This window comes from Bacillus sp. SRL543 (assembly GCF_984799205.1).
Window position 1 is genome coordinate 4403133 of the sequence record NZ_OZ481794.1, and the last position, 21445, is coordinate 4424577.

A 21445-nucleotide genomic window follows, 5' to 3' on the forward strand; every position below is an offset into this window, starting at 1 on the left:
AAAGGAGGGGGCTGTCCCCCTCCTAAATTTCCCGGTCTGTGTCAGGTACCGAAAACAATTTTAAACTACTTCCCCTTTTTTACTTGGTGTTAACACGGTGCCAATTACAGCAATAATACCTGCAATAACAAATGTATAGAAGCTCCAGATTAAATCAACATTCATACTTAACAGGTAGCCCACAAGTATCGGTCCCGAAATTGCACCAATCCTGCCAATCCCCAGACCCCACCCTAAAGCAGTAGCCCTGGATCTCGCCGGATAATACTTTGTAACAAAAGCATTGAGAATTTGTGTACTTCCGACTGCACCGAAACCAGCAATGCCTACTAATACGTATGTTACTGCTAGTGGCGGCGCTCCCAGAGTTAAAACAAATGCACAGACTGCTGCCAGAAAGTAAGAAACGCCAATAACCCTTTTCGATCCCCAGCGATCAGCAATGGCGCTTGCAAATAGTGCGCCTATTCCTGCGGTAAGGTTCATCACTAACAAGAAAGATAAACTCGAATTAAGTGAGTAGCCTAATTCTGTCATTATTTTCGGCAGCCATGTGTTTAAACCATACACTAAATAGAAACCCATGATGTATGTTAGCCAAATAAATAAGGTAGCCCTGAAGTATTGTTTTGAGAACAGCCCTTTTAATGATTTCTGTTCATTTTGCTCACCCATTTTAGCTCCGCTTTCTTGTTCTTTAAAAAATGAAATATTCATTTGATAACGCTTACAAATTTCTTCTGCTTCTTTAGTTTTATTTTTTGAGAGAAGGAAGCTTACTGATTCAGGCAAGTATTTGATCATAACTGGTACAATCAATAAAGGAATCGCGCCAATCCAAAACATGAACCTCCAGCCGAATGACTCTAATAAAAGAATGGCTAAAATTGCACCCATAACTGTTCCGAAAGAATAACCAGTAAACATGATGGAATAATTCAATGTCCGGCGGTGAGTCGGTGAATATTCAACGGCAAGCGCAGAGGCGGTCGGAATCACTCCCCCTAAGCCAACCCCCCCAATAAAACGGAAAATGCCAAAAACTCCTGGTGATGGAGCCATGGCACAGGCTGCCATTGTCAACGAAAATAATGTGAGACAAGTTATCAAGGTCCACTTTCTTCCTATAAGATCTGTAATTGTTCCTACAAACACAGCACCGAACAGCATACCAAATAGTGCATAGCTCCCTATTGTCCCAGCTTCAGCAGCTGTTAATCCCCATGGCTGGTAATCTAACAGACTCGGGAGAACAGCACCATAAATGCCCAAATCGTACCCATCTGCCAAAATGCAGAAAAAACAAATACCCAGTATAAAATACATTAAAGATCCAGGCACTCCTGCTTTGGATGCTGGATTATCCACATTTGCTTGGCGAGGCATTTCTTTAATTACTTGACTCATTCTCATTTCACTCCTTAATTTAGGCAAATAAAACATTATAATGGTCAGTCACTATTAAGCTCTCCTCCGTTTTTGTTAAGAGGAACCTCTGTTGCTAACGGTTGGAGGGAAGAAGCAATTATTTCTCTCCCCTCGAACAGCTGCCAGCCAAGTAGCCAGTCTCAATTATTTTTGTTCAACCAGCTATATTGATAGTTTTCATCTTCCAGTCTTTGTGCTTTTTTTACAACCTTCAACGGACGGAAGGTATCAATCATAACTGCCAGTTCCAGTGTCTCTTTTTTTCCGATACTGGCTTCAGCTTTTCCTGGATGTGGGCCGTGGGGAATTCCTGAAGGATGAAGAGTTATCGACTCTTGCTTTACTCCTTTTCTGCTCATAAAATTGCCTTCTACATAATAGAGGACCTCATCACTGTCTACGTTGCTGTGTGCATATGGAGCAGGTATAGCCTCCGGATGATAATCATACAGTCTTGGAACAAAGGAGCAAATGACAAAGTTGTGCCCTTCAAATGTCTGATGAATGGGAGGCGGCATATGAATACGGCCTGTTATCGGTTCAAAATCGCCTATATTAATGATCCATGGATATAAATATCCGTCCCACCCTGCAACATCCAGGGGGTGGTGAGGATAATGGTGGGAATGCAAGAATCCCCTTGACTTTGTCCTTACCTCAAAATCCCCAGCTTCATCGTAAGTAGTTAACTTTTCCGGCCCTTTAATATCTCTTTCGCAAAAAGGACTGTGCTCAAGAAGCTGGCCAAATTCATTCCGATACCGCTTAGGTGTTGTGATCCAGCTGTTTGTTTCTACAACTAGAAACTTGGACTCCCCTTGATCGGGAGCTACACGGTATATTGTCCCTACTGGTATAACAATATAATCACCTGGCTTATAGCTGAGTGTTCCAAAAGTAGATTCAATTTTCCCTGTGCCATGATGGACGAATAATAATTCATCGCCATCACTGTTTCTGTAGAAGTAATTCATACCTTCAGAAGGCCTTACAATGCCAATTAAAAGATCTTCATTTCCTAAGACGTACTCTCTGCCCATAACGGCATCCTGCGGTTCTTTATTTACATCCCCGGTATAAAAGTGACGCGGCCGCAGCGCACTTTGCTCTTCATATTCAGCATTCCGTTCACCGAATAGTTCTGCCTTACTCATTTGCGTAGGTGGATTATGGTGATACAAAATGGATTGGATCCCTGAAAATCCTTTTGTCCCCATTACTTGCTCCCTATACAGGGATCCATCCTCCTTGCGAAATACAGTGTGCCTTTTACGGGGAACCTTCCCCATTTGCTGATAAGACGGCATATCATTCAGCCTCCTTGTTGATTTACCTTACAGCGCCAGCACCCATGCCAGCTTTCTCCTTTAATGCCACTTCTCTGTCAAGGGCTGGTTCAATTACACCAGTGACTTCTCCAAAGCCGATCCGATATCCATCCCCCTGGCACCAGCCTGTCATTGTCACTTCATCACCATCTTCCAGCCACTTTCTTTGTTCACTGTTGTTTAACTGTATGGGGTCTGTCCCTCTCCAGGTTATTTCTAATAAGCTTCCGCGGGAATCTTTTTGAGGGCCGCTTATAGTGCCAGAAGCAAGCAAATCACCTGAATTAAGGTTACATCCCCCTATAGTATGGTGAGAAACTTGTTGGGCTGCACTCCAATACAAAGAACTATAATTGGTTGAACAAATCCGTTTTGATGTGTTCATCCCTTTACCCCTTAGATGAACTTCAAGCTGAATATCAAATGAACCCGGCCCTTTTTGTTCCAGATACTCTAATGGCTTTGGATCTTGAGAAGGCCCTTCTATACGGAATGGTTCCAGGGCTTCCAGCGGGACTACCCACGGAGAAATGGAAGTTGCAAAACTTTTAGCCAGGAAGGGACCTAAAGGCTGATATTCCCATGACTGAATGTCACGGGCACTCCAATCATTTACTAGAACCATGCCAAAAATATGTTTTTCCGCGTCTCCAATGGCAATGGGCTCCCCGCGGTCATTGCCTGTGCCAATAAAACAGCCCACTTCCAATTCAAAATCCAGCTGATTACAGGCGGAGAAGACTGGCGGACGATCAAGAGGCTTTATTTGTCCCAAAGGCCTCCTAACATTGGTACCGCTCAAAACAACAGAACTGGCCCGCCCATGATACCCTACCGGTAAATGAGTCCAGTTCGGCATTAAGGCATTCTCCCTGCCGCGAAACATTTCTCCTACATTCATCGCATGCTCTTTAGAGGCGTAAAAATCTGTATAATCTCCTATTTTGACAGGAAGGTGGAGTGTAATAGTTTTTCTGGGCAGCAATACTTCTTTTCGAAGTTTATCATTGTCTCTAAGATCAGGCTCATCCTCTGACAATAAAAGTTGAATCTTTTTTCTTGTCCCACTCCAAACATCCCGGCCCATTTTCATAAATGAATTTAGAGTGGACTGGCTAAAAATCTTTGTATCCTTGCCTAATAGATCTTCAAAAAAACCTTTTTCTTCCAATATGGACAAATCTAGTACAAAACTTCCGATAGCCACTCCCACTCTCGGTTCCGATAAATTCCTTGTACTAAAAACACCATATGGGAGGTTTTGAATCGGGAAGTGAGATTCCGGCTGTACTTCAATAAAAGACTTCATTAAATGACCTCCTGTCGGCTGCTTAATTCCATAAATTCATCTCTTGGTTCCACAAAACTGCAGCTTCCAAATGAGCAAAGGTATTGTTTCCGTAGATCCTTCATTTCTTCAGAAGGAAGTCTTAAATCCTTCCAAAAGAAAGCGTCTCTATTTACCACAAAATGTTCTTCATGTTCATCTAAAAGGATTTCTTCTATTTTGCCTTCATCGAGATCCAAGTGATAGGCGAACATACCTGCAAGGAAGACATTCAGGAAACCATGCATCTTTGTCTTTACTTCTCCCCGGTACATGCGTATTGGATGATGCAGTCCCGCAGTGAACTTTATTGGCAATTTACGCAAGCTGCAAGAAGCAAGTACAAATGCAACTTGATGAGGAGCAGGAAACATTTCTGCGCTAGTTCCACCTGTCCGCAGCTTTACCCCTATCTTTTCGTTATGCAGTGCATTAAAAGCAGCTATTGAATCTAATGACTTGCCTAATTGATTTCTCCAACCGTCGCTGTCCTGAAGGGATACTTCACAGAACACCTTCATCCCCAACTTGCTTGTCTCCCCTGAAATCTCTTTGAGCATTTCCTGAGAAGGAATAACAGGCGGCAAGGGGACCTCAATCACGTTTACGCTTATCCAATGCTTGCAATTAGCTGCATAGGTGCAAATATAATCTAAATCCTCGTTAAGCTGTTTCAGGCACTCATTTATCGACCTGCTTTTACGCCCAACAACTGTTAGCGCCAAAGGCCTCTGCTTTGTAAATAACTCTTGATATTTTTGTAGTTCCGGCAACTCTGCAACAGGTACGATGAAAGGACCCAGCATCCAAGAATCGGAGCTGTTTATATAGCTCTCATAATTCCTAATAGCAGTCTCCAATGGAAGACTGGCTGGCGGAAATAAACCGGCATAATCAATCAACCCTTCTAAAAATGCATAGACAGCCGGGGCATTCTTCACGTTCCTCACATCCTTCTTTGTTCAATTACATATAGAAACCAGATTCTCTTCAGCGATTCCGGTAGTAATGGCTGAAAAAAAACAGGATAACTTTAGATTTTTGTTAATTCGCTGCCCACACCTTGATGCATCCGAACCAATTCATCTGCCAGATTCTCAATGCGGCATATAATATCCTTGTCAAACACTTCATTTTGTTCGTTAAAATGACTGGTATGAGCATACACATAACTTGGTGCAACATAAGCGCGCAAATAGCCGGCAATAGGCTTTAATTGGTTTTCTATCATTAAATAATGCTGATAAGTCCCTCCATTAGCAGCAAATCCCATAACCTTATTCCGGAATACATCAGGCGGGATCAGGTCGATGAGATTTTTTAACGGTGCTGGGAATGAACTGTTGAAAACAGGTGAGCCAATCAAATAAAAATCAGCCTGAGAAACTTTATCTATTACCTCTCTTGTATCCTTGTTATACTCACCTATTTTTCTTCCATCACAGAATTGCAGCTCATATTTACTTAGATTCAGCAGGTCTACCTCGACACTTGGATGCCTTCGCTGTACCTCATCAAGTATTCTCTTTACTAATACAGCGGTTTTAGCCCCTACTATTGTTCCGGATATACCAAGCAGCTTCATTATTGAATCTCCTCTCTCATCAGAATCGCGTAAACTCAACTTTCAAAACAGCGGCTCAAACGCTTCGGGCTACTTCAATGAACGATTCTTTTTCAGAGTTATCCTTGAATGCCGGCATTACTTCTTTTGCAATTAATTCCATTGATTTCAGTACTTTATCATGAGGCAATCCCCCAAAGTTCATAAGCATCATAATATGATCACAGCCAGCATCTTGATATTTCTTGATCATGGCAAAGATATCTTCCGGTGAACCAATCAGCACCTGTTCCTTATCTCTTAAATCCTCATATTTTGCACTTTTACCGTACATACGAGTATCAAGATACAAGTCTAAATGAGGTTTAGCAGTCTTTACCGCCTCCTCTGTCGTTTCAGCTGCATAGGTATGAATAGCAAGCGGGATATTCACTTTACGCTCATCGTGACCAGCCTCACGGTAAGTAGATTTATAGCTTTCGATAATTTCCTTCAATTCCGGAATGGAGTTGCAGGCGACATAAGGTACTCCGCTAATGTTGTACCCCATCTTCCCAACAAACTTTGCCCCATTGTGTGTTAAAGTACCGATCCAAATGGGCATTTCCTTTTGCTTAGGGAGTACCTCCAATTTTATATCTTTGAATTGGTAGTAATCGCCCTCATGGGAAAATTTCTCACCTTTCCAGGCCTTTTCAATAACTGCAAGAGAATCATTAAATCTCAATGCCTTATCTTTCCCTTCCACATTGAAACCTGCAAATTCATGCGGAAGATAACCGCTTCCCAATCCAAGATTCAGCCTGCCGTTGCTAAGAACATCAAGCAAGGCATAATCTTCAGCTACTTGAATTGGATTTTTGAATGGCAGTGTCACAATCGCTGTCCCTAATCGGATATTTTTGGTCCGTTCTGCTGCTATTGCCAAAAAAGTTTGGGGAGTAGTCATGATTCCATACTCACTGAAATGATGCTCTGCGAACCAGGCAGCATTATATCCCAATTCATCTGCTGAGACTGTTTGTTCCAGAACTTCCTGAAGCAATTCTTCTGGAGTCCGTTTGAAATTTTCATCAATGTTCTTATAATTATCAAATACCGTAAATAAACCGAATTCCATTCTTAAGCCCTCCATATATGTTTATTAACAAAGCAAAAAGCCAGCAGCAATAGAAACTAAACGGAGAAACACTCCATTTAATTCTTATCGCCACTGGCTCTTTATCTACTTATAGAGGTCCGGCCCTTGTCCTTGCTCCATAGATAATCCAGTTCCGCACTAGCTTTAAGTTGTTGATATTACTATATTGTTAATTTTCAGTATATTGCAAGCGTTTTCTTTACCTATCAGTAATTTTTCTTTCCAGGTAGCTCTTCTTCGCTGAAAGTAATGCTTGGATAACGGCTTTTTGTGGGGGAACAATGAACTTTTGCTCGATGTCTTTAATGATCTCTTCAGTATGATCCAAAGATTTACCGAGGAGCAAAGCACTGGCAAACTCATTTGTCAGATCTTGTATGAAAGTAAAAGTAGCATCCTCAATTACATTTGTCTCGGTATCAACCATAAGAATACAGCCAATCGTTTTCTGAACCTCGAATACTGGCGTACCCTTTGGCAATTGAGCAAATCCCGCAACCAGTACGTGCTTCTCCTTAACTTCTATTGACACTAGCCTCATCCCTTTCTCTACCATTCATCAAGATAAAAGTGGTGCTTTCAGTAAAGCTTAAAATCATTGGAGTATCCAGCTAATTAACGAAATACACATCATCATATTATCACAAAGCAATTAAAATTCACTTAATATTTTTCAGCTGATCAATGGAGAAAAAGGGAAGGCATTGCCCCGTTCTTCCTAACTTTTATTATGAGTGAAAGTTCTATTACTTCAACTCTCACCTTTATGTAATTACCAAGTCAACAAAACCTTCTCTTCTTGTGAAACAAGAATTCTCGGGCGGTACCTGTCACCAAGCTCTACACCCTAACCCTCTTCCCCCGCCGAAACGGCTCCTCAAACAAAGACCCGATCGCGTCTCTCGTAGAATCCAAATACGTAACGGTCTCCTCATAAGTCCTGGACGCCACACACATAAATAAAATATCAATCACATGAAGCTGTGCGAGGCGTGAGGATGTGGCGCCGCTTCTGAATGTGGCTTCCATGGAGTTGGAGGTATACAGGCAGATGTCTGCATAACTGGAAACCAGGGAGCTTCCGTATTTGGTGAGGCTGATGGTGGTTGCTCCCTTTTCTTTTGCCAGCTGCAGGACTTTTGCGACTTCATAGGTTTCTCCTGAAAAGGAAATGCCCAGCACGACTTCCCTTTCATCAGCATTTGCCACCACGGTGGTGCACATATGCAAGTCGTTGTATGCTCTTGCCGGCCTGTTGATCCTGAGGAATTTCTGTTCGGCATCCATCGCAGAAATGCTTGAAGCACCGACCCCGAAGAAATGGATTCCTTTCGCATGCAGTAATGCTTCTACAGCTTTTTCAAGTTCCTCGCTATGCAGGAGATCTGCCGTTTCCCGGATGGTTTGGAGGCTGTGGGAAGTCATTTTTTCTATTGTGGAAGGGCAGGATTCATTCGGCTCTATATCTCTTAGTACGTCTTTTGCCTTCCTTTGCAGGTCACCGGCAATCCGGATTTTCAGCTCCTGGATGCCGCTGACATTAAGGGATTTGCACATCCGGATCACGGCCGCGCTGCTTGTGTTCGTCGCTTTGCCAAGGCCAGCCGCAGTCATGCCGATTGCATCCTGGGGCTGTTCTAGAATAAACTCTGCAATTTTCCGTTCTGAAGGGGGAAGCTTATCCTTCATTTCTTTCAGCATAAAAATGCCTGCATTTGTACTCGACATATAAGAACCAACTCTCATTCTTTATTCATCATAAAGATGACAAGCTACCCAATGACTTTTTTCCACTTCAAGGAAACCGGGCTTTTCTTCAGCACACCGGGCATGCGCCTTTGGGCACCTAAGGCGGAAAGGGCAGCCGGAAGGCGGATTGGACGGGTCCGGCACATCTCCCTGCAGAATGATCCTTTTCTTCTTTATATCAGGGTCAAGGGATGGGATAGCTGATAATAAAGCTTGGGTATACGGGTGAAGAGGACGATTATACAGATCCTTAGTTTCACTCAGCTCCATCATCTGCCCCAGATACATGACTCCCACCCGGTCACTGAGATGCTGGACTACATTAAGATCATGGGAGATGAATACATAGGTTAACTGGAACTCTTCCTGCAGCTGGATCAGCAGATTAAGGATTTGCGATTGGATGGAAACATCCAAAGCTGAGACCGCTTCATCCAGGATGACTACTTTCGGTTTTACGATCAATGCCCTGGCGATGCTGATCCTCTGCCTTTGCCCTCCGCTGAATTCATGGGGATAACGGTTGAGCTGTTCCCTGGAGAGGCCAACTTTTTCAATCATTTCAGCAACCAGTTCATTCGCTTCTTTCTTTGAAGCCAGCTTATGGGTCAACAACGGCTCCAGCAGCAGGGCCTTTACAGTCATTCTTGGATTTAAGGAGCTGAACGGATCCTGGAAAATCATTTGTATATCTTTCCGCATTTTACGAAACTCGCCTTTGGGTATATCAGAAATCCTCTGCCCATCAAGAAACACTTCTCCTGATGTAGGCTCATACAACTTCAGGATGGTTCTTCCAGTCGTTGATTTGCCGCAGCCGCTTTCCCCTACCAATGAAAGCGTCTCGTTTCTGTTTACATGAAAGCTGATATCATCGACGGCTTTCACGTTCCCTACCGTTCTTTTAAAAACGCCGCCTTTAATGGGAAAGTACTTCTTCAGGTTCTTGACTTCAATCGCATACGCTGTATCAGCCATATAGCACGCCCTCCTCTTCATGCAGCCAGCATTTGCTTTTATGGTCCTTATCAACCGAATTCATAGAAGGCTCTTTTGTCTTGCAGATTTCCATCACATGAGGGCAGCGGCTGGCGAATCTGCATCCCATATGCTCGTACTGAGCCGGTGCCGGAACATTTCCGGGTATTGAATACAACGTATTTTTCCGGTCTCCCAGGGAGCGGATCGATTTCAGCAGCCCCTGTGTGTACGGGTGGGAAGGATTCTTAAATAGTTTTACAACCGTCGTTTCCTCCATCACCTGCCCGGCATACATAACGGCAACTCTTTCGCATGTTTCCAGGATGACGCCAAGATCGTGCGTGATCATCAGGATGGACGTGTCATTTTTTTCCGATAACTCATTCATCAGATCCAGTATCTGTGCCTGAATCGTCACGTCCAGGGCCGTTGTCGGTTCATCCGCAATCAGCAGCTTCGGCTCGCAGATCAGCGCCATCGCGATCATGATCCGCTGCCTCATCCCGCCGGAAAGCTGGTGCGGGTAGCTCTTGAAAATTTCTTTACCTCTTGAAATGCCGACTTTATTAAGCATATCAAGGCCCAATTCACGCATTTCTTTTTTGCTGTAATTTCTATGAAACTTCAAGACTTCCAATAGCTGATGTTCGATTGTATATAAAGGATCCAATGCGGTCATAGGCTCCTGGAAAATCATCGAGATGTCATTCCCCCTGATTTTTTGCATAGCCTTTTTTGACAAGTTTGAAAGCTCTTTTGTTTCGTCCGTGTGCAGCGTTATGCTGCCTTTAGATACTTTCAGGACATCAGGAAGCAGGTTCATAATCGCCAGGGATGTAAGGCTTTTCCCGCTCCCTGACTCACCGACGATCCCGTACTTCATTTTCTTTCCGATCGATAAATTAATGCCGTCGACAACATTGTATTTCGTCTTCTTTGTATTTACTTCTATTGATAAATCCTTGATATCCAATACAGAATTCAAAATGACCTCTCCCCTTCAGAATAACAGCCCATCACTTCACCATGACTGCTATGCTAAGATGCTGCTCTATTGCTTCAGTTTCGGATCTAATATATCCCGGAGGCTGTCGCCCAGCAGATTAAAACACAGAATCGTAAAAACAATGGCTGTTACTGGAAAAAGAATCGTCCAAGGCGCAAATTCCATATACGTCCTGCTCGCATTCAGCATGACTCCCCATGATGGGTCAGGCGGCTGGACGCCAAGACCAAGGAAGCTTAATGCTGCTTCAGTCAGGATAGCGCCTGATAAGGCTAATGAAATCTGAACGATAAAAGGGGCCATGATATTAGGGGTGATGTGCCTGGTGATGATCTGCAAAGGCTGCACCCCAATCGCTACAGCACTCGTTAAATACTCGTTTTCTTTCACGGACAGCACCGCCGATCTTACAAGCCTGGTAAAAACGGGGGTGAAGACAATTCCTATGGCAATCATCGTGTTTGTCAGGCTTGGCCCTAAAACAGCAACAATGGTCAATGCCAGCAAAATGTCAGGGAAGGCAAAAAAGACGTCCATGACCCGCATGATCACCTGATCCACTTTCCCCTGAAAATATCCGCTTATCAATCCGAAGAATAATCCCGCCGTAGCACCTATTCCCACAGCTATCAATCCTACCTGCAGAGAAACCTGGGCGCCATATACGGTCCTTGAAAATATATCCCTTCCCAATTCATCTGTCCCAAACAAAAACTGGCCGCTCGGGCCTTCCAGAGTGTGTTCGGTGAACATCTTATCAGGGCTGTAAGGAGCTATAACGGGTGCAAACACAGCAACCAGAATGACTAGCAAAATACCGATAAAGCCAATCAACCCTACTTTGTCACTGGCCAACCGCTGAAAAAACTCTTTCATAAAGATCACACTTCCCTTTTCTGCAGACTATTTATACGAAATTCTCGGGTCCAGATATGAATACAAAATATCCACAATCAGATTGATCATGACAAAAACAAATGCAATGAATAAAACTGAGCCCTGCACGACGGTGAAATCCCGCTGGTTAATTCCTGTTAAAACAAGCTGCCCCAGGCCAGGAAGCGAAAAGATTTGTTCAATGATGACGGTTCCGCCCAGCAGGACGCCAATCTGCAATCCAATAATCGTCAGAATCGGGATCATCGCATTTCTTAATGCATGCTGGAAAATAACGACACGCTCTTTTGCACCCTTCGCACGGATGGTACGGATAAAATCAAGCCTCAATATTTCCAGTATTGACGACCTTGTCATCCTTGTTACCGCCCCAGCCATGGATGTTCCAAGGACAAGCGCCGGCAGAAACAAGATTTGCAGATTAGTAACCGGATCTTCGAAAAAGCCGACATAGCCGACTGGCGGGCTATAGGAAAAGAACAGGGCCAGTACGAGAATCAATACGGTGGCAAGCGCAAAATTGGGGATGGATACACCCAGCAAAGAAATGATCCTCACCCCAAAATCTGTCTTGGAGTTGCGCTTAATCCCTGCGATGATTCCAAGCGGGATAGCGATGATCCATGAGATAAAGGCTGACAGCATTGTTAATTCAAATGTAATGGCAAAGCGGCTCGCAATGTCAGGAAGAATCTCTTTTCCTGTCCGCATAGACTCGCCAAAATCACCCGTCAGCACGCCTCCCATCCAGGTAAAATATTGCTCGTGGATGGGGCGGTCCAGTCCAAAATCCTTCCGTAGCTGCGCAAGCGCTGATGGAGTGGCATCGGTCCCAAGGATTGTCGCTGCCACATCGCCAGGTATAATTCTTAATGTAAAAAAGATAACGACAGATACTCCGAACAATACGGGAATCAACATCAATAATCGTCTCAGAATATAGGCATACATCGGTGTTCACCCTTAATGAGCAGAAGGCTGCCAAGGCAGCCCCTACTGTGTTATTTTTTTGAAACCTCTAGTATATACTCGCCGTTATGCGGATAAGGAGTAAATCCTTCTACCGATTTTCTCACCGCTACATATTTCATTGGAGATACTAAGAATAAGTTTGGAGACAGATCTATTAATTTTTCTTGCGCTTCAGTATAAATTTCTTTGCGCTTAGCAGCGTCAAGCGTTGTTTTTCCTGATTCTACAAGCTTGTCATAATCTGCATCAGAGAAGCCCCAAACGTTAGCAGAACCTTCTGTGTGGAAAAAGTATTGCATAGCGCGGTCCGGGTCAGTACCGGAACCGTTGCGTCCGATCAGTACATCAGCTGATGTATTCAGCCATGTATCGATATACTCGCCCCACTCGATTTGCTTGATCTCTGCATTCACACCAATCTCTTTCCATTGCTGCTGAAGGATTTGGGCAGTGTCGACCATATCAGGATAAGTCGATGCTGTTGTGATCGTAATATCAAATCCATCTGGATATCCAGCTTCAGCTAATAAGCTCTTCGCTTTTTCAGCATCATTGGCATATAATTCGTTCTCTGCTACATCAATGGCCCAATCCCCCATTGACGGTGCTACCGGACCTGATACCACTGCATCGCCATTCCACACAACATCCGCAATTGCTTTGCGGTTCGTTGCAAGACTTAACGCCTGGCGGACCTTTGGATCGTTCAGCGGCTTAACATTTACATTAAAACCTACGTAACTGTATTCAAGAGATTGATAATCTTTAACTTCAATCTTATCGTCCTTCGCTAGCAGTGACGCAGACTTTGCGTTTACTGTAGTCAGGTCAACTTCTCCAGTACGGATCGCAGACATCCTGGAAGCTTCATCTTTCATTGTGTAGTAGATCACTTCATCAAGCTTTGGCAGGCTTTCTTCATAATAATCTTCGTTCTTCACCAAAACGACTTTGCTGTCAGGCACCCACTCTTCAAATTTAAAAGGTCCTGTACCCACAGCAACCTGCTGCAGATCACCGTTTTCTTCTACAACTTCTTTGGATACTACCACTGCACTTGAGTTTGTTAGATTAGACAAGAACGTCGCATCAGGAGATTTTAAGTTAAATTGAACCTGGTAGTCTCCCAGCACTTCAACGCTGTCTACATTGGCAAAATAAGAGGCAATATGAGAAGCAGTTTCTTCAGCAAGGATGCGTTCGAAGCTGTATTTTACATCTTCAGCTGTCATTTCATTGCCATTGTGGAATTTAACGCCTTCACGCAGATTGAACACATATGTCTGATCATCCGGCTGTTCCCAATCAACGGCAAGGTCGCCGACAACCTCCATTTTGTCATCGAATTTTACTAATCCGCTGTATATCTGGGAATAAATGCGGACAGAAGAATGTGCCGGTGTTTTATGCGGATCCAGTCCGGCCGGCTCCTGGTCATTTGCAATCTTTAAAATTTGCTCTGCCTTTTTGCCGCCTTCACCCGCTTCTCCTGAAGTTTCACTTTTTCCTGAACAGGCTATTAACATCGAAGCTAAAACAGCAAGTACAAACAGCAATTGAAAACCCTTTTTAGTCACTTACTTTTCCCCCTTTATTTATAAAAAATATTGCCGTATTTCTTCAAAAATCTCTCTTCTGAACGGATTGATATTCTTTGGTTCATCCACATGCAGCCGGTTTGTAAGAAGCACGGCCTGCAGGTTTTTCTCCGGTACAATCCAAAGCGCAGTCCCGGTGAAGCCAGTATGTCCGGCGCCTTCCGGAAAAGGATCCGAGCTGTGCCATCCCAAGCCTCTATTTTCAACGATATTCTCCAGTGATTGACGGACCAGACCAGATTGGATAAACTCTGTATCTGCCGCATAGCCCCTGTTCAAGTACAAATCAGCTGTACCGCTCAAGTCTGCAGCAGTTCCAAATAATCCTGCATGCCCTGACTCGCCGTTAAGAAAATAATAGGTATTCCCATCATTGACTTCGCCTATAATGGGCTTGCCCGTATCTCTCCAGCCCGAAAATTCCCTTTTTCTGCTTCTGCACATATCCATTTCTATCCGATTGCCAAACTCCGTGGCGGCAACATCAGCTGTGTGAATCGGACCATACGTCAGCCCGCTTAATTTCAGCGGGGTGGCCAGCTCTTTTTCAACGATTTTCTGCAGGCTGTTATCATGCATTTCTTTAAGAACTTCACCTAGTAAAATATAATTCAGATCACTATAAACAACCTGGTCTTCTTCCTGATGCTTCAATTCAATGGAGTTTAAAATCTCATAGAGGTTATTGTTTGGCAGTTCTGTATAAAAGGGATGCCAGGCAGCCAGGCCTGAAGAATGTGTTAATAGTTGCCTGATTGTGAGCGGCGCCAGTATCTTATTGCCGGATGCTGCCGGAAGACAGTCTTCTAATGCAGTATCCAAGGACAATAGGCCTTGGCCTGCCAGCTTTAAAATCAATGTTGAGGTGATTATTTTTGTTACGCTTGCCAGGTCAAACACCGTATCTATGGTGACTTCATCACCCGTCATTGAGTTTCGCTTGCCATAGGCCTGGAACAATATTTCCTTATCATTCTGCTTAACAAGGCAAACACCGCCGGCCATATAATCTTCATCCATGTATTTCCGGAATATTTGGCTGACACTCTTTTCAAGAGAATCCCTGCGGCTTTCCTCTTTCAAGCTAACCATGATTTACCTGCTCCACGGCACCCCGGACAAATCCATCCGCTTTAGCCAACAGCTGCAGTGCATCCTCATACATAACGTCCGATAGAAGCATCACAATGGCTGGCTTCACTGAATATTCCGTCTTCTTAAGAACTTCTGATGCCGTTTGAAAATCAGCGCCTGTTGCTTCGCACACGATTTTCTTCGCCCGCTCCCTCAGTTTAAAGTTAGAAGCCTTAACATCAACCATTAAATTTTTATAAGCTTTTCCCATTTTCACCATGGAGGCTGTGCTGATCATATTCAATATCATTTTATGGGCAGTCGCTGCTTTCAGGCGGGTCGATCCTGCCAGGACTTCAGGCCCTGTCTCCACTTCAATCCTAATGTCAGCATGCTTGCTTATTTCAGCATTTTTATTGCTGGTCAGGCTTACAGCTATAGCGCCAATTGAACGTGCATACTGAAGGGCTCCTGTCACATAAGGGGTCCTGCCGCTTGCTGCAATCCCTATTACAACATCATTGGCAGTTAAGTCCCGTGCCTGAAGGTCATCCTGGCCAAGCTGTTCATTATCTTCGGCACCCTCCACCGCTTTCATGAGAGCCCGGTCGCCCCCTGCCAGGACACCTTGAACCATTTCGGGTGCTGTACTGAAAGTTGGCGGGCATTCAACCGAGTCCATTAATCCTATCCGCCCGCTTGTACCTGCCCCTGTATAAAACAGCCTCCCGCCTTTCCGGAACGAAGCCACAACCGCTTCCACCGTTTGTTCAATTTCAGGAAGCACTTGCTGGACAGCCTTTGGAATTAAAGAGTCTTCTTCGTTCATAAGCTTCAATATCTCATCCGTCGGCATCATGTCCAGAGCTGTAGACTTTTCGTTATGCATTTCTGTTGTAAGCTTTGTTAAATCTTCCATTTACCTACCATCCTAATTGTATTGATATGGTTGTAAAAATCGATCGAAGCAGCTTTACCAGGCAATCTTGCCCATGATTACTTCTTTTGACGCCCCGGTAGCTGCCGGTAAATTATTAGGCTGCTTATGGTAGCAAAGATAGCCGAATACAGCAAAAGCAATCGCTTCTTTCGCATCGCTATTGATGCCAAGCTCCTTCGTAGAAGCGATTTTCACGGTTTCCGGCAAATAATCTTTCAGCCCTTTTATCATGCTGATATTATTCAGCCCGCCGCCGCTGATATAGATTTCTTCCACACCATCATCCTTGATGTGTTTCTCCAACGCTTTTCCAAGTGAAACAGCCGTCAGCGCTGTTGCAGTCGCAATCCTGTCTAGTTCCGTGATGTTCCTGCTCTCAGCCTGAGCCCACAGATCTTTCGCATACTCAATGCCGAATTGCTCTCTGCCCGTGCTTTTTGGCGGAGCTTCTTTATAATAAGGATGCTCCAGCAGCTCCCTTAGCCACTCCTGGTCAACCTTTCCGTTCGCCGCAAGATTTCCGTCCTTGTCATAGCTTTGGGATCCATTGGTATGCCAAGCAGTGAATGCGTCTATAATCATGTTCCCTGGCCCGGTATCATACGCAGTCACTTTTTCACCGGAAGCATTCTTAGGAAGCACCGTGATATTGGATATCCCTCCAATATTGACGAGCACCCGTCCCGACTCTTCCGACCTAAACAGGATGTAATCCAGGAAAGGAACTAACGGAGCACCTTGTCCTCCAACTGCCACATCACGCGTTCTGAAATCGCCGGCAGCCGGGATTCCCGTCCTTTCTGCAATGACGGATATGTCGCCGATTTGAAGTGTATTAGGCCGGTAATAAGGATCGTTCTCCTTGTAAACCGGATCATGGAAGACGGTCTGTCCATGAGAACTGACTAAGTCAATCTCCGAAATATCCACCCCGGATTCCTTGATGGCAGCTAACACACCATCTGCAAAAACTTCTCCAAGCAGCATATTCATAGACGAAATTTCAGGAGATAAGGTATTCGGCACAACCACCTTTTCCAGGCGGGCTTTCAATTCTTTCTCGTAAGAAATCGTTGTAAAATAACCCAGATCAAATTCCAGCTTGTCATTCACTTTTTGCACATCAACAATCGCGATGTCCATCCCATCCAAAGAGGTACCCGACATTAAACCGACCACTTTCATTTTAGGAAAATCCAAACTCTCACTCCTTCCAAAATTCAGATTATTGTAAGCGCTTAACTATTATTCTATGGAAAACAAAATAAAATATCAATACTTTTAGGAATTTTTTGAATTATTTTTTCAGAAAGTGGGACGAAGGGATTATGGTAAATATTTTACATTTGATTACTCACTAAGCATAAAGCTAGTAAATCCGCCCCTTATTACTGCAAACATGAAGTAAGGTATTCCCCGCTTCAGATGACCACATTTATTACAGGTTCTCAATATCGAATTGACTGCGCAATGGCTGCTTAATAGTCTCTTTAATAAAAAGATGACTCATAGCCAGCTATGCGGCCATTGAGTCATCTTTTTTCTCTTTGAAAATAATTAAATTCGGCTCCTCCCTCTGTGAAACAATGGTGAAACAAGATTATTCGGGTGGTGCCTGTCACCGCCTATGTTTAACAATCCCAATCAGTGGTAAAAACTGAGTTGAGGCTTATTTTAGAATTGAGGGGTACACATACATATGAATTCAAATGCTTTTTCTTATAGCAAGTTTATGAATTTCGATGAAGCGGCGGACAGCATTCTAAGAATGATGGGCAGGATCTTAAATATAAACACTCTTTTCATCGCTAAAAATGATCAGAGGACAAATGAAATTGTTAAGGTTGTTAATCATGAGGATACTTTGCTGAGGGAAGGAGATTCTCTTCCTTTTGAAGAGACCTTTTGCAAACTGAGTGTGGATCACGGCAAGAAGGTCCTCTTCATTCCTGATATTACAAAAAGCGATTTATCAAACGCACTTAATGTGACGCGGAATTTAGGAAGCGGCAGCTTTGTAGGCCTTCCTATTTTTTATGAAGATGGAAGAAATTACGGAACCATCTGCGGACTGGATACAGAGACATTTGAACTGAATGAGGAGCATGTGGAGTTATTTGAGACCATGAGCTCGCTCCTGTCTTATGTACTGGAGCTCGATGACGCGAACAGGCAGATTCAAACATTGTCAGCACCGCTCGTCCCGATCACTACGGGAGTAGCCATTCTTCCCATCATCGGCAATATCAATGAATTCCGGCTGGAGACCATTATCGAATTGGCGCTTACAAAAAGCGAGAATCTTTCACTAGAATATCTGATCATTGATCTGTCAGGAATACTCCAAATCAACGATATGGTAAGCTCATCCCTTTTAAAAGTTGCCAATATGCTGAGCCTGATTGGCGTAACCCCCATACTTACCGGTATCCGGCCGGACCTGGCGTTAAACGCAATCAGCACAAATACAGATTTGAAATCTGTTAAAACCGAGGCCAGCCTGGAAAGTGCTTTGAAGACGATTGGTTTTACACTGAGCAGAGATGAAGGCAAAAACGGAGGGACAGGGTCATCGTCCCGCTCTCTTTTTAGGTGAAATTTTTATTAATCAAACGATTGATTAAATGCTTTGCAGGCCAGAGAGGGACAGTAAACCTGTCCCTCACGTCACTGGCAAGGCAGCCTGTTACGTTGTATCTTCAATCACGTGAAACATAGGTGTGAAACAAGATTTTTCGGGTGGTGCCTGTCACCTAAAACGATATTTCCCCCACAACACCCTCAATTAACGCTTCCATATCCGCCTTCCCGTTGTACCAAACATACATCACAGTTTTCCCCTTTGAAGCAAATACCTTTTTAATACCCTCTTCCTCATAAACAATCAAGTCATCCAAAGCAGGATGCTTTTTTTGCACAAATTCTTCCATGCTATCTTCATACCTGTATCTTTTCACTAGATCAGAAAGAAGATTCTCGGCGAGACCAGCTATGCTGAGCTGATAGACCTGTGTTTGAATGGAAGGTGAATATCTGCCGCTGCCATCACCCCACTTCTCTCCAATAACTTCTCCATTTTCATCTGTTTCATATTGAACGGGTGCCAATGGACTCCAGTCATAGGAAATGCGGTTGCCCCAATCCACATCGTCATCTGCATATGAGGGCTCTGCCCGGATCAAGTCAGGATTCTGTTCTATATCTGCTAATCTCACAATCGGCAGGTCTATGTTTCCTTCAGGCAATGTTTTTGTGTCCATCATAGAAAGCTGCGCGAATGATATAGCAGCAGTGGAACCGGCTGTTACTATAAAAAGCAAGGCAATCGCCGTATTCCGGTGGAAGCGCTTCTTCCACGGAGCATGGTGGTCGATCGGTTTTCCTTCGGCTAGTTTTTTCCGCAGCGCCCGAATAGAAATTGCCGCCTGGAGGGAATTGTAGGCCAAGTATCCGAGGATGATAGTTAAAATTGTTTGTGTAAGCACATTGCCTTGAACCATCATCAAAGTTGGTGTTCCGTCAAGGAACCATATAGAAGCCAGCATCCCAAACGTCAGCAGGATTATGATCGTGACGGTCCAGGCAGTCTGAGCATATTTTTCATCCAGTGCCTTTAATGTGTAGGACTGCTCGGCTGGATCTGTATGGAGCTCGGGTGCATGAAGCTCAGCAGGTGAGGAAAAGACATGGAAATAACTGTAGCTTGTGACATAATCCCATCCGCTTTCAGCGTACATCTCGACTTGTTCACTGGAGATTTTCTTACTGAACGATACATCAATTCTGTATCTCATTTTCTTCGGTTCACCTTTGGCAAACTTAGCAAATCGGAGCCCCATCTTTTTAAGGTAGAGCCCTTCTGCTGCCATGTCAGTAAACCAGCTTTCATGCTCCCCGATCCGCCAATAGTCATTGGGCCGGAGTTTGCGCACAGTCTTACCCATTCCCCTCACCCTCCTTTAAAATCCTGCTGTCTTCAATCAGGGCTTTTAATCGGCCGTACTCTACACGCAGGGCCTGTTCCCCATCAGTGGTGATTTTGTAAGTCTTCCTTCTGCCATCATTTTCGGCGAGGGAAATGAGTCCGTCTTTTTGCATTCGAGAAAGCACTCCATAAAGCGTGCCCGGCCCCATATTCACCCGGCCGTTCGATACCTCATTGATGGCATGCATCAGCTGGTAGCCGTGATTGGGACGCATGAGTGCAAGGAGTACATAGTACATGGCTTCGGTCATTGGGCCTCCGGTGTATGCCATTGGTGGTTTCCTTCTTTCATTGTTAGAGTTGTTATGTTGCTCGATATTACGCGATTCGATATATCGTATAACATAATAATATGGGATTGGAAGTTTCTTGTAAATAGGTTCAGAGATTATAACTGGTAAATATAAAAAAAGCCTGCCGGAATGTCACACGGCAGTGCTTTTCAAGTCATATTCTGGTTTGGAGGTAGTATCCGTTTCCTCCGCTGGTATGTGAAACAATAGTGTGAAACAAGACTTTCAAGGTGGTGCCTGTCACCACCAAGGCACCTCTTTAAGCTAATTGCATCCTCAAATTCATCCCAAGAACTAACTCATCAGTTAAAAATTGAAGCTGCTTGACTACTTCCTCATCGATTAACTCTTGTTTTTCATTAAAACTTCTTGCGTTTACAATTACTTGTTCTGTAAGGGTATGGGCATGCAGGCTTCTAAGAATTAATCGCAGCTGATTCAACGCATTGAACCCGCCAACTGCACCACCCTGTGCTGATATAATGGCAGTTGGTTTCTTCTTAAAATGATCAATCCCTAAAAAGTCTAAAGCATTTTTCAAGCCCCCGCTGACACCGTTGTGATATTCAGGCGTAATGATGATAAAAGCACTGGCTTGTTCTGCAAGAGAAACCAACTTTTGTGTTGATTCCATTCTATATTGTGCTTCCTCCATTTTAAAAATAGGCAAATCTTCTTGTCTTAAATCAAATAAACTAACACGTTGATTCAGAGTTGTTATGTATTTCTCTACAGTTTTTGAGATTCCAAAGCTATTAGACTGGATGCGGGCACTGCCATTAATGATAAGAATCAAGATAAACACCTTCCAAATAGTTTATTTATTACCATAATATTCTAGTATATCCCGTGAAAACTTGTAAAGTGCATTTGTAAATTGCAAAACCCTAACTTTTTAATAATACCTTCCGCTATGCTGCTTATCCCCCTAATTAAAAGTGATGTTATGGCAATGGATTTGTTATAAATTTTGCTTTTAATGAGGAAAACGACAATTAGCAATCCCAAACTTTCACTCTGTTTGGAATCACAAAAGAGTATTTTGCAGCAGCAAGATTAATTAGAAATTGGCCAAACTGTATGCCTATAGAGGCTCCATGTCAAGTTGCAAAACTCTGCATTTGCAATTGCTACTATATGTATTTTTCTATGCTAAATACAT

Annotated in this window: 20 protein-coding genes; 1 reads left to right on the plus strand and 19 read right to left on the minus strand. The window is 43.7% G+C overall.

What is annotated here, in order from left to right:
- Window positions 1–60: 60 nt before the first annotated feature.
- From AC4E8B_RS22330 to AC4E8B_RS22405, 16 genes are all read right to left on the minus strand, one after another.
- Window positions 61–1386: an MFS transporter gene (locus AC4E8B_RS22330; RefSeq protein ID WP_490219843.1), complete on the minus strand. Its 1326-nt coding sequence runs from the start codon at window positions 1384–1386 to the stop codon at window positions 61–63.
- A gap of 182 nt (window positions 1387–1568) precedes the next feature.
- The gene (locus tag AC4E8B_RS22335; RefSeq protein WP_490215662.1) at window positions 1569–2735 is read right to left on the minus strand and encodes a homogentisate 1,2-dioxygenase; all 1167 of its coding nucleotides are present in this window, start codon (window positions 2733–2735) and stop codon (window positions 1569–1571) included.
- Between the two features lie 22 nt (window positions 2736–2757).
- On the minus strand, window positions 2758–4065 hold the full coding sequence (gene fahA / locus AC4E8B_RS22340) for a fumarylacetoacetase (protein WP_490215663.1): 1308 nt from the start codon (window positions 4063–4065) through the stop codon (window positions 2758–2760).
- Complete coding sequence (locus tag AC4E8B_RS22345; protein ID WP_490215664.1) at window positions 4065–5024, minus strand: hypothetical protein; 960 nt, start codon at window positions 5022–5024, stop codon at window positions 4065–4067. Before AC4E8B_RS22345 ends, fahA begins: the two co-directional genes overlap by 1 nt.
- A gap of 92 nt (window positions 5025–5116) precedes the next feature.
- On the minus strand, window positions 5117–5668 hold the full coding sequence (locus tag AC4E8B_RS22350) for an NADPH-dependent FMN reductase (RefSeq protein WP_490215665.1): 552 nt from the start codon (window positions 5666–5668) through the stop codon (window positions 5117–5119).
- A gap of 55 nt (window positions 5669–5723) precedes the next feature.
- Window positions 5724–6767: an LLM class flavin-dependent oxidoreductase gene (locus AC4E8B_RS22355; RefSeq protein WP_490215667.1), complete on the minus strand. Its 1044-nt coding sequence runs from the start codon at window positions 6765–6767 to the stop codon at window positions 5724–5726.
- Window positions 6768–6987: 220 nt separating this feature from the next.
- On the minus strand, window positions 6988–7320 hold the full coding sequence (locus AC4E8B_RS22360; RefSeq protein ID WP_332273024.1) for a DUF3870 domain-containing protein: 333 nt from the start codon (window positions 7318–7320) through the stop codon (window positions 6988–6990).
- Window positions 7321–7628: 308 nt separating this feature from the next.
- Window positions 7629–8516: a MurR/RpiR family transcriptional regulator gene (locus tag AC4E8B_RS22365; protein ID WP_490219845.1), complete on the minus strand. Its 888-nt coding sequence runs from the start codon at window positions 8514–8516 to the stop codon at window positions 7629–7631.
- A 21-nt stretch (window positions 8517–8537) separates the two neighbouring features.
- Window positions 8538–9515 (minus strand): ABC transporter ATP-binding protein, encoded by a 978-nt coding sequence (locus tag AC4E8B_RS22370; RefSeq protein ID WP_490215668.1) that lies wholly within the window; start codon window positions 9513–9515, stop codon window positions 8538–8540.
- The gene (locus AC4E8B_RS22375) at window positions 9508–10503 is read right to left on the minus strand and encodes an ABC transporter ATP-binding protein (protein ID WP_490215669.1); all 996 of its coding nucleotides are present in this window, start codon (window positions 10501–10503) and stop codon (window positions 9508–9510) included. Before AC4E8B_RS22375 ends, AC4E8B_RS22370 begins: the two co-directional genes overlap by 8 nt.
- Before the next feature lie 66 nt (window positions 10504–10569).
- On the minus strand, window positions 10570–11400 hold the full coding sequence (locus tag AC4E8B_RS22380) for an ABC transporter permease (RefSeq protein WP_490215670.1): 831 nt from the start codon (window positions 11398–11400) through the stop codon (window positions 10570–10572).
- A gap of 27 nt (window positions 11401–11427) precedes the next feature.
- A complete protein-coding gene (locus tag AC4E8B_RS22385) occupies window positions 11428–12372 on the minus strand; it encodes an ABC transporter permease (protein WP_490215672.1) in 945 nt (314 codons plus the stop codon).
- 50 nt (window positions 12373–12422) lie between these two features.
- On the minus strand, window positions 12423–13970 hold the full coding sequence (locus AC4E8B_RS22390; protein WP_490215674.1) for an ABC transporter substrate-binding protein: 1548 nt from the start codon (window positions 13968–13970) through the stop codon (window positions 12423–12425).
- An 18-nt stretch (window positions 13971–13988) separates the two neighbouring features.
- Window positions 13989–15083: a serine hydrolase domain-containing protein gene (locus AC4E8B_RS22395; protein WP_490215675.1), complete on the minus strand. Its 1095-nt coding sequence runs from the start codon at window positions 15081–15083 to the stop codon at window positions 13989–13991.
- Window positions 15076–15984 (minus strand): N-acetylmuramic acid 6-phosphate etherase, encoded by a 909-nt coding sequence (gene murQ, locus AC4E8B_RS22400; RefSeq protein ID WP_490215676.1) that lies wholly within the window; start codon window positions 15982–15984, stop codon window positions 15076–15078. Before murQ ends, AC4E8B_RS22395 begins: the two co-directional genes overlap by 8 nt.
- A gap of 54 nt (window positions 15985–16038) precedes the next feature.
- Entirely contained in the window at window positions 16039–17205 is a 1167-nt protein-coding gene (locus tag AC4E8B_RS22405) for an anhydro-N-acetylmuramic acid kinase (RefSeq protein ID WP_490215677.1), read from the minus strand.
- A 499-nt stretch (window positions 17206–17704) separates the two neighbouring features.
- Here AC4E8B_RS22405 and AC4E8B_RS22410 point away from each other — a divergent pair, with 499 nt between their 5' ends.
- Window positions 17705–18601: a GAF domain-containing protein gene (locus tag AC4E8B_RS22410; protein ID WP_490215678.1), complete on the plus strand. Its 897-nt coding sequence runs from the start codon at window positions 17705–17707 to the stop codon at window positions 18599–18601.
- 157 nt (window positions 18602–18758) lie between these two features.
- Here AC4E8B_RS22410 and AC4E8B_RS22415 read toward each other — a convergent pair whose 3' ends face one another.
- The 3 genes from AC4E8B_RS22415 to AC4E8B_RS22425 form a co-directional block, all read right to left on the minus strand.
- Window positions 18759–19949 carry a DUF2812 domain-containing protein gene (locus AC4E8B_RS22415; RefSeq protein ID WP_490215679.1) on the minus strand — a complete coding sequence of 397 codons (1191 nt, stop codon included), beginning with the start codon at window positions 19947–19949 and terminating at the stop codon, window positions 18759–18761.
- Window positions 19942–20262 carry a PadR family transcriptional regulator gene (locus tag AC4E8B_RS22420; protein WP_490215680.1) on the minus strand — a complete coding sequence of 107 codons (321 nt, stop codon included), beginning with the start codon at window positions 20260–20262 and terminating at the stop codon, window positions 19942–19944. Before AC4E8B_RS22420 ends, AC4E8B_RS22415 begins: the two co-directional genes overlap by 8 nt.
- Before the next feature lie 280 nt (window positions 20263–20542).
- Window positions 20543–21079, minus strand: coding sequence for an NADPH-dependent FMN reductase (locus tag AC4E8B_RS22425; protein WP_490215682.1), 537 nt, complete (start codon window positions 21077–21079; stop codon window positions 20543–20545).
- Between the last annotated feature and the right edge of the window lie 366 nt (window positions 21080–21445).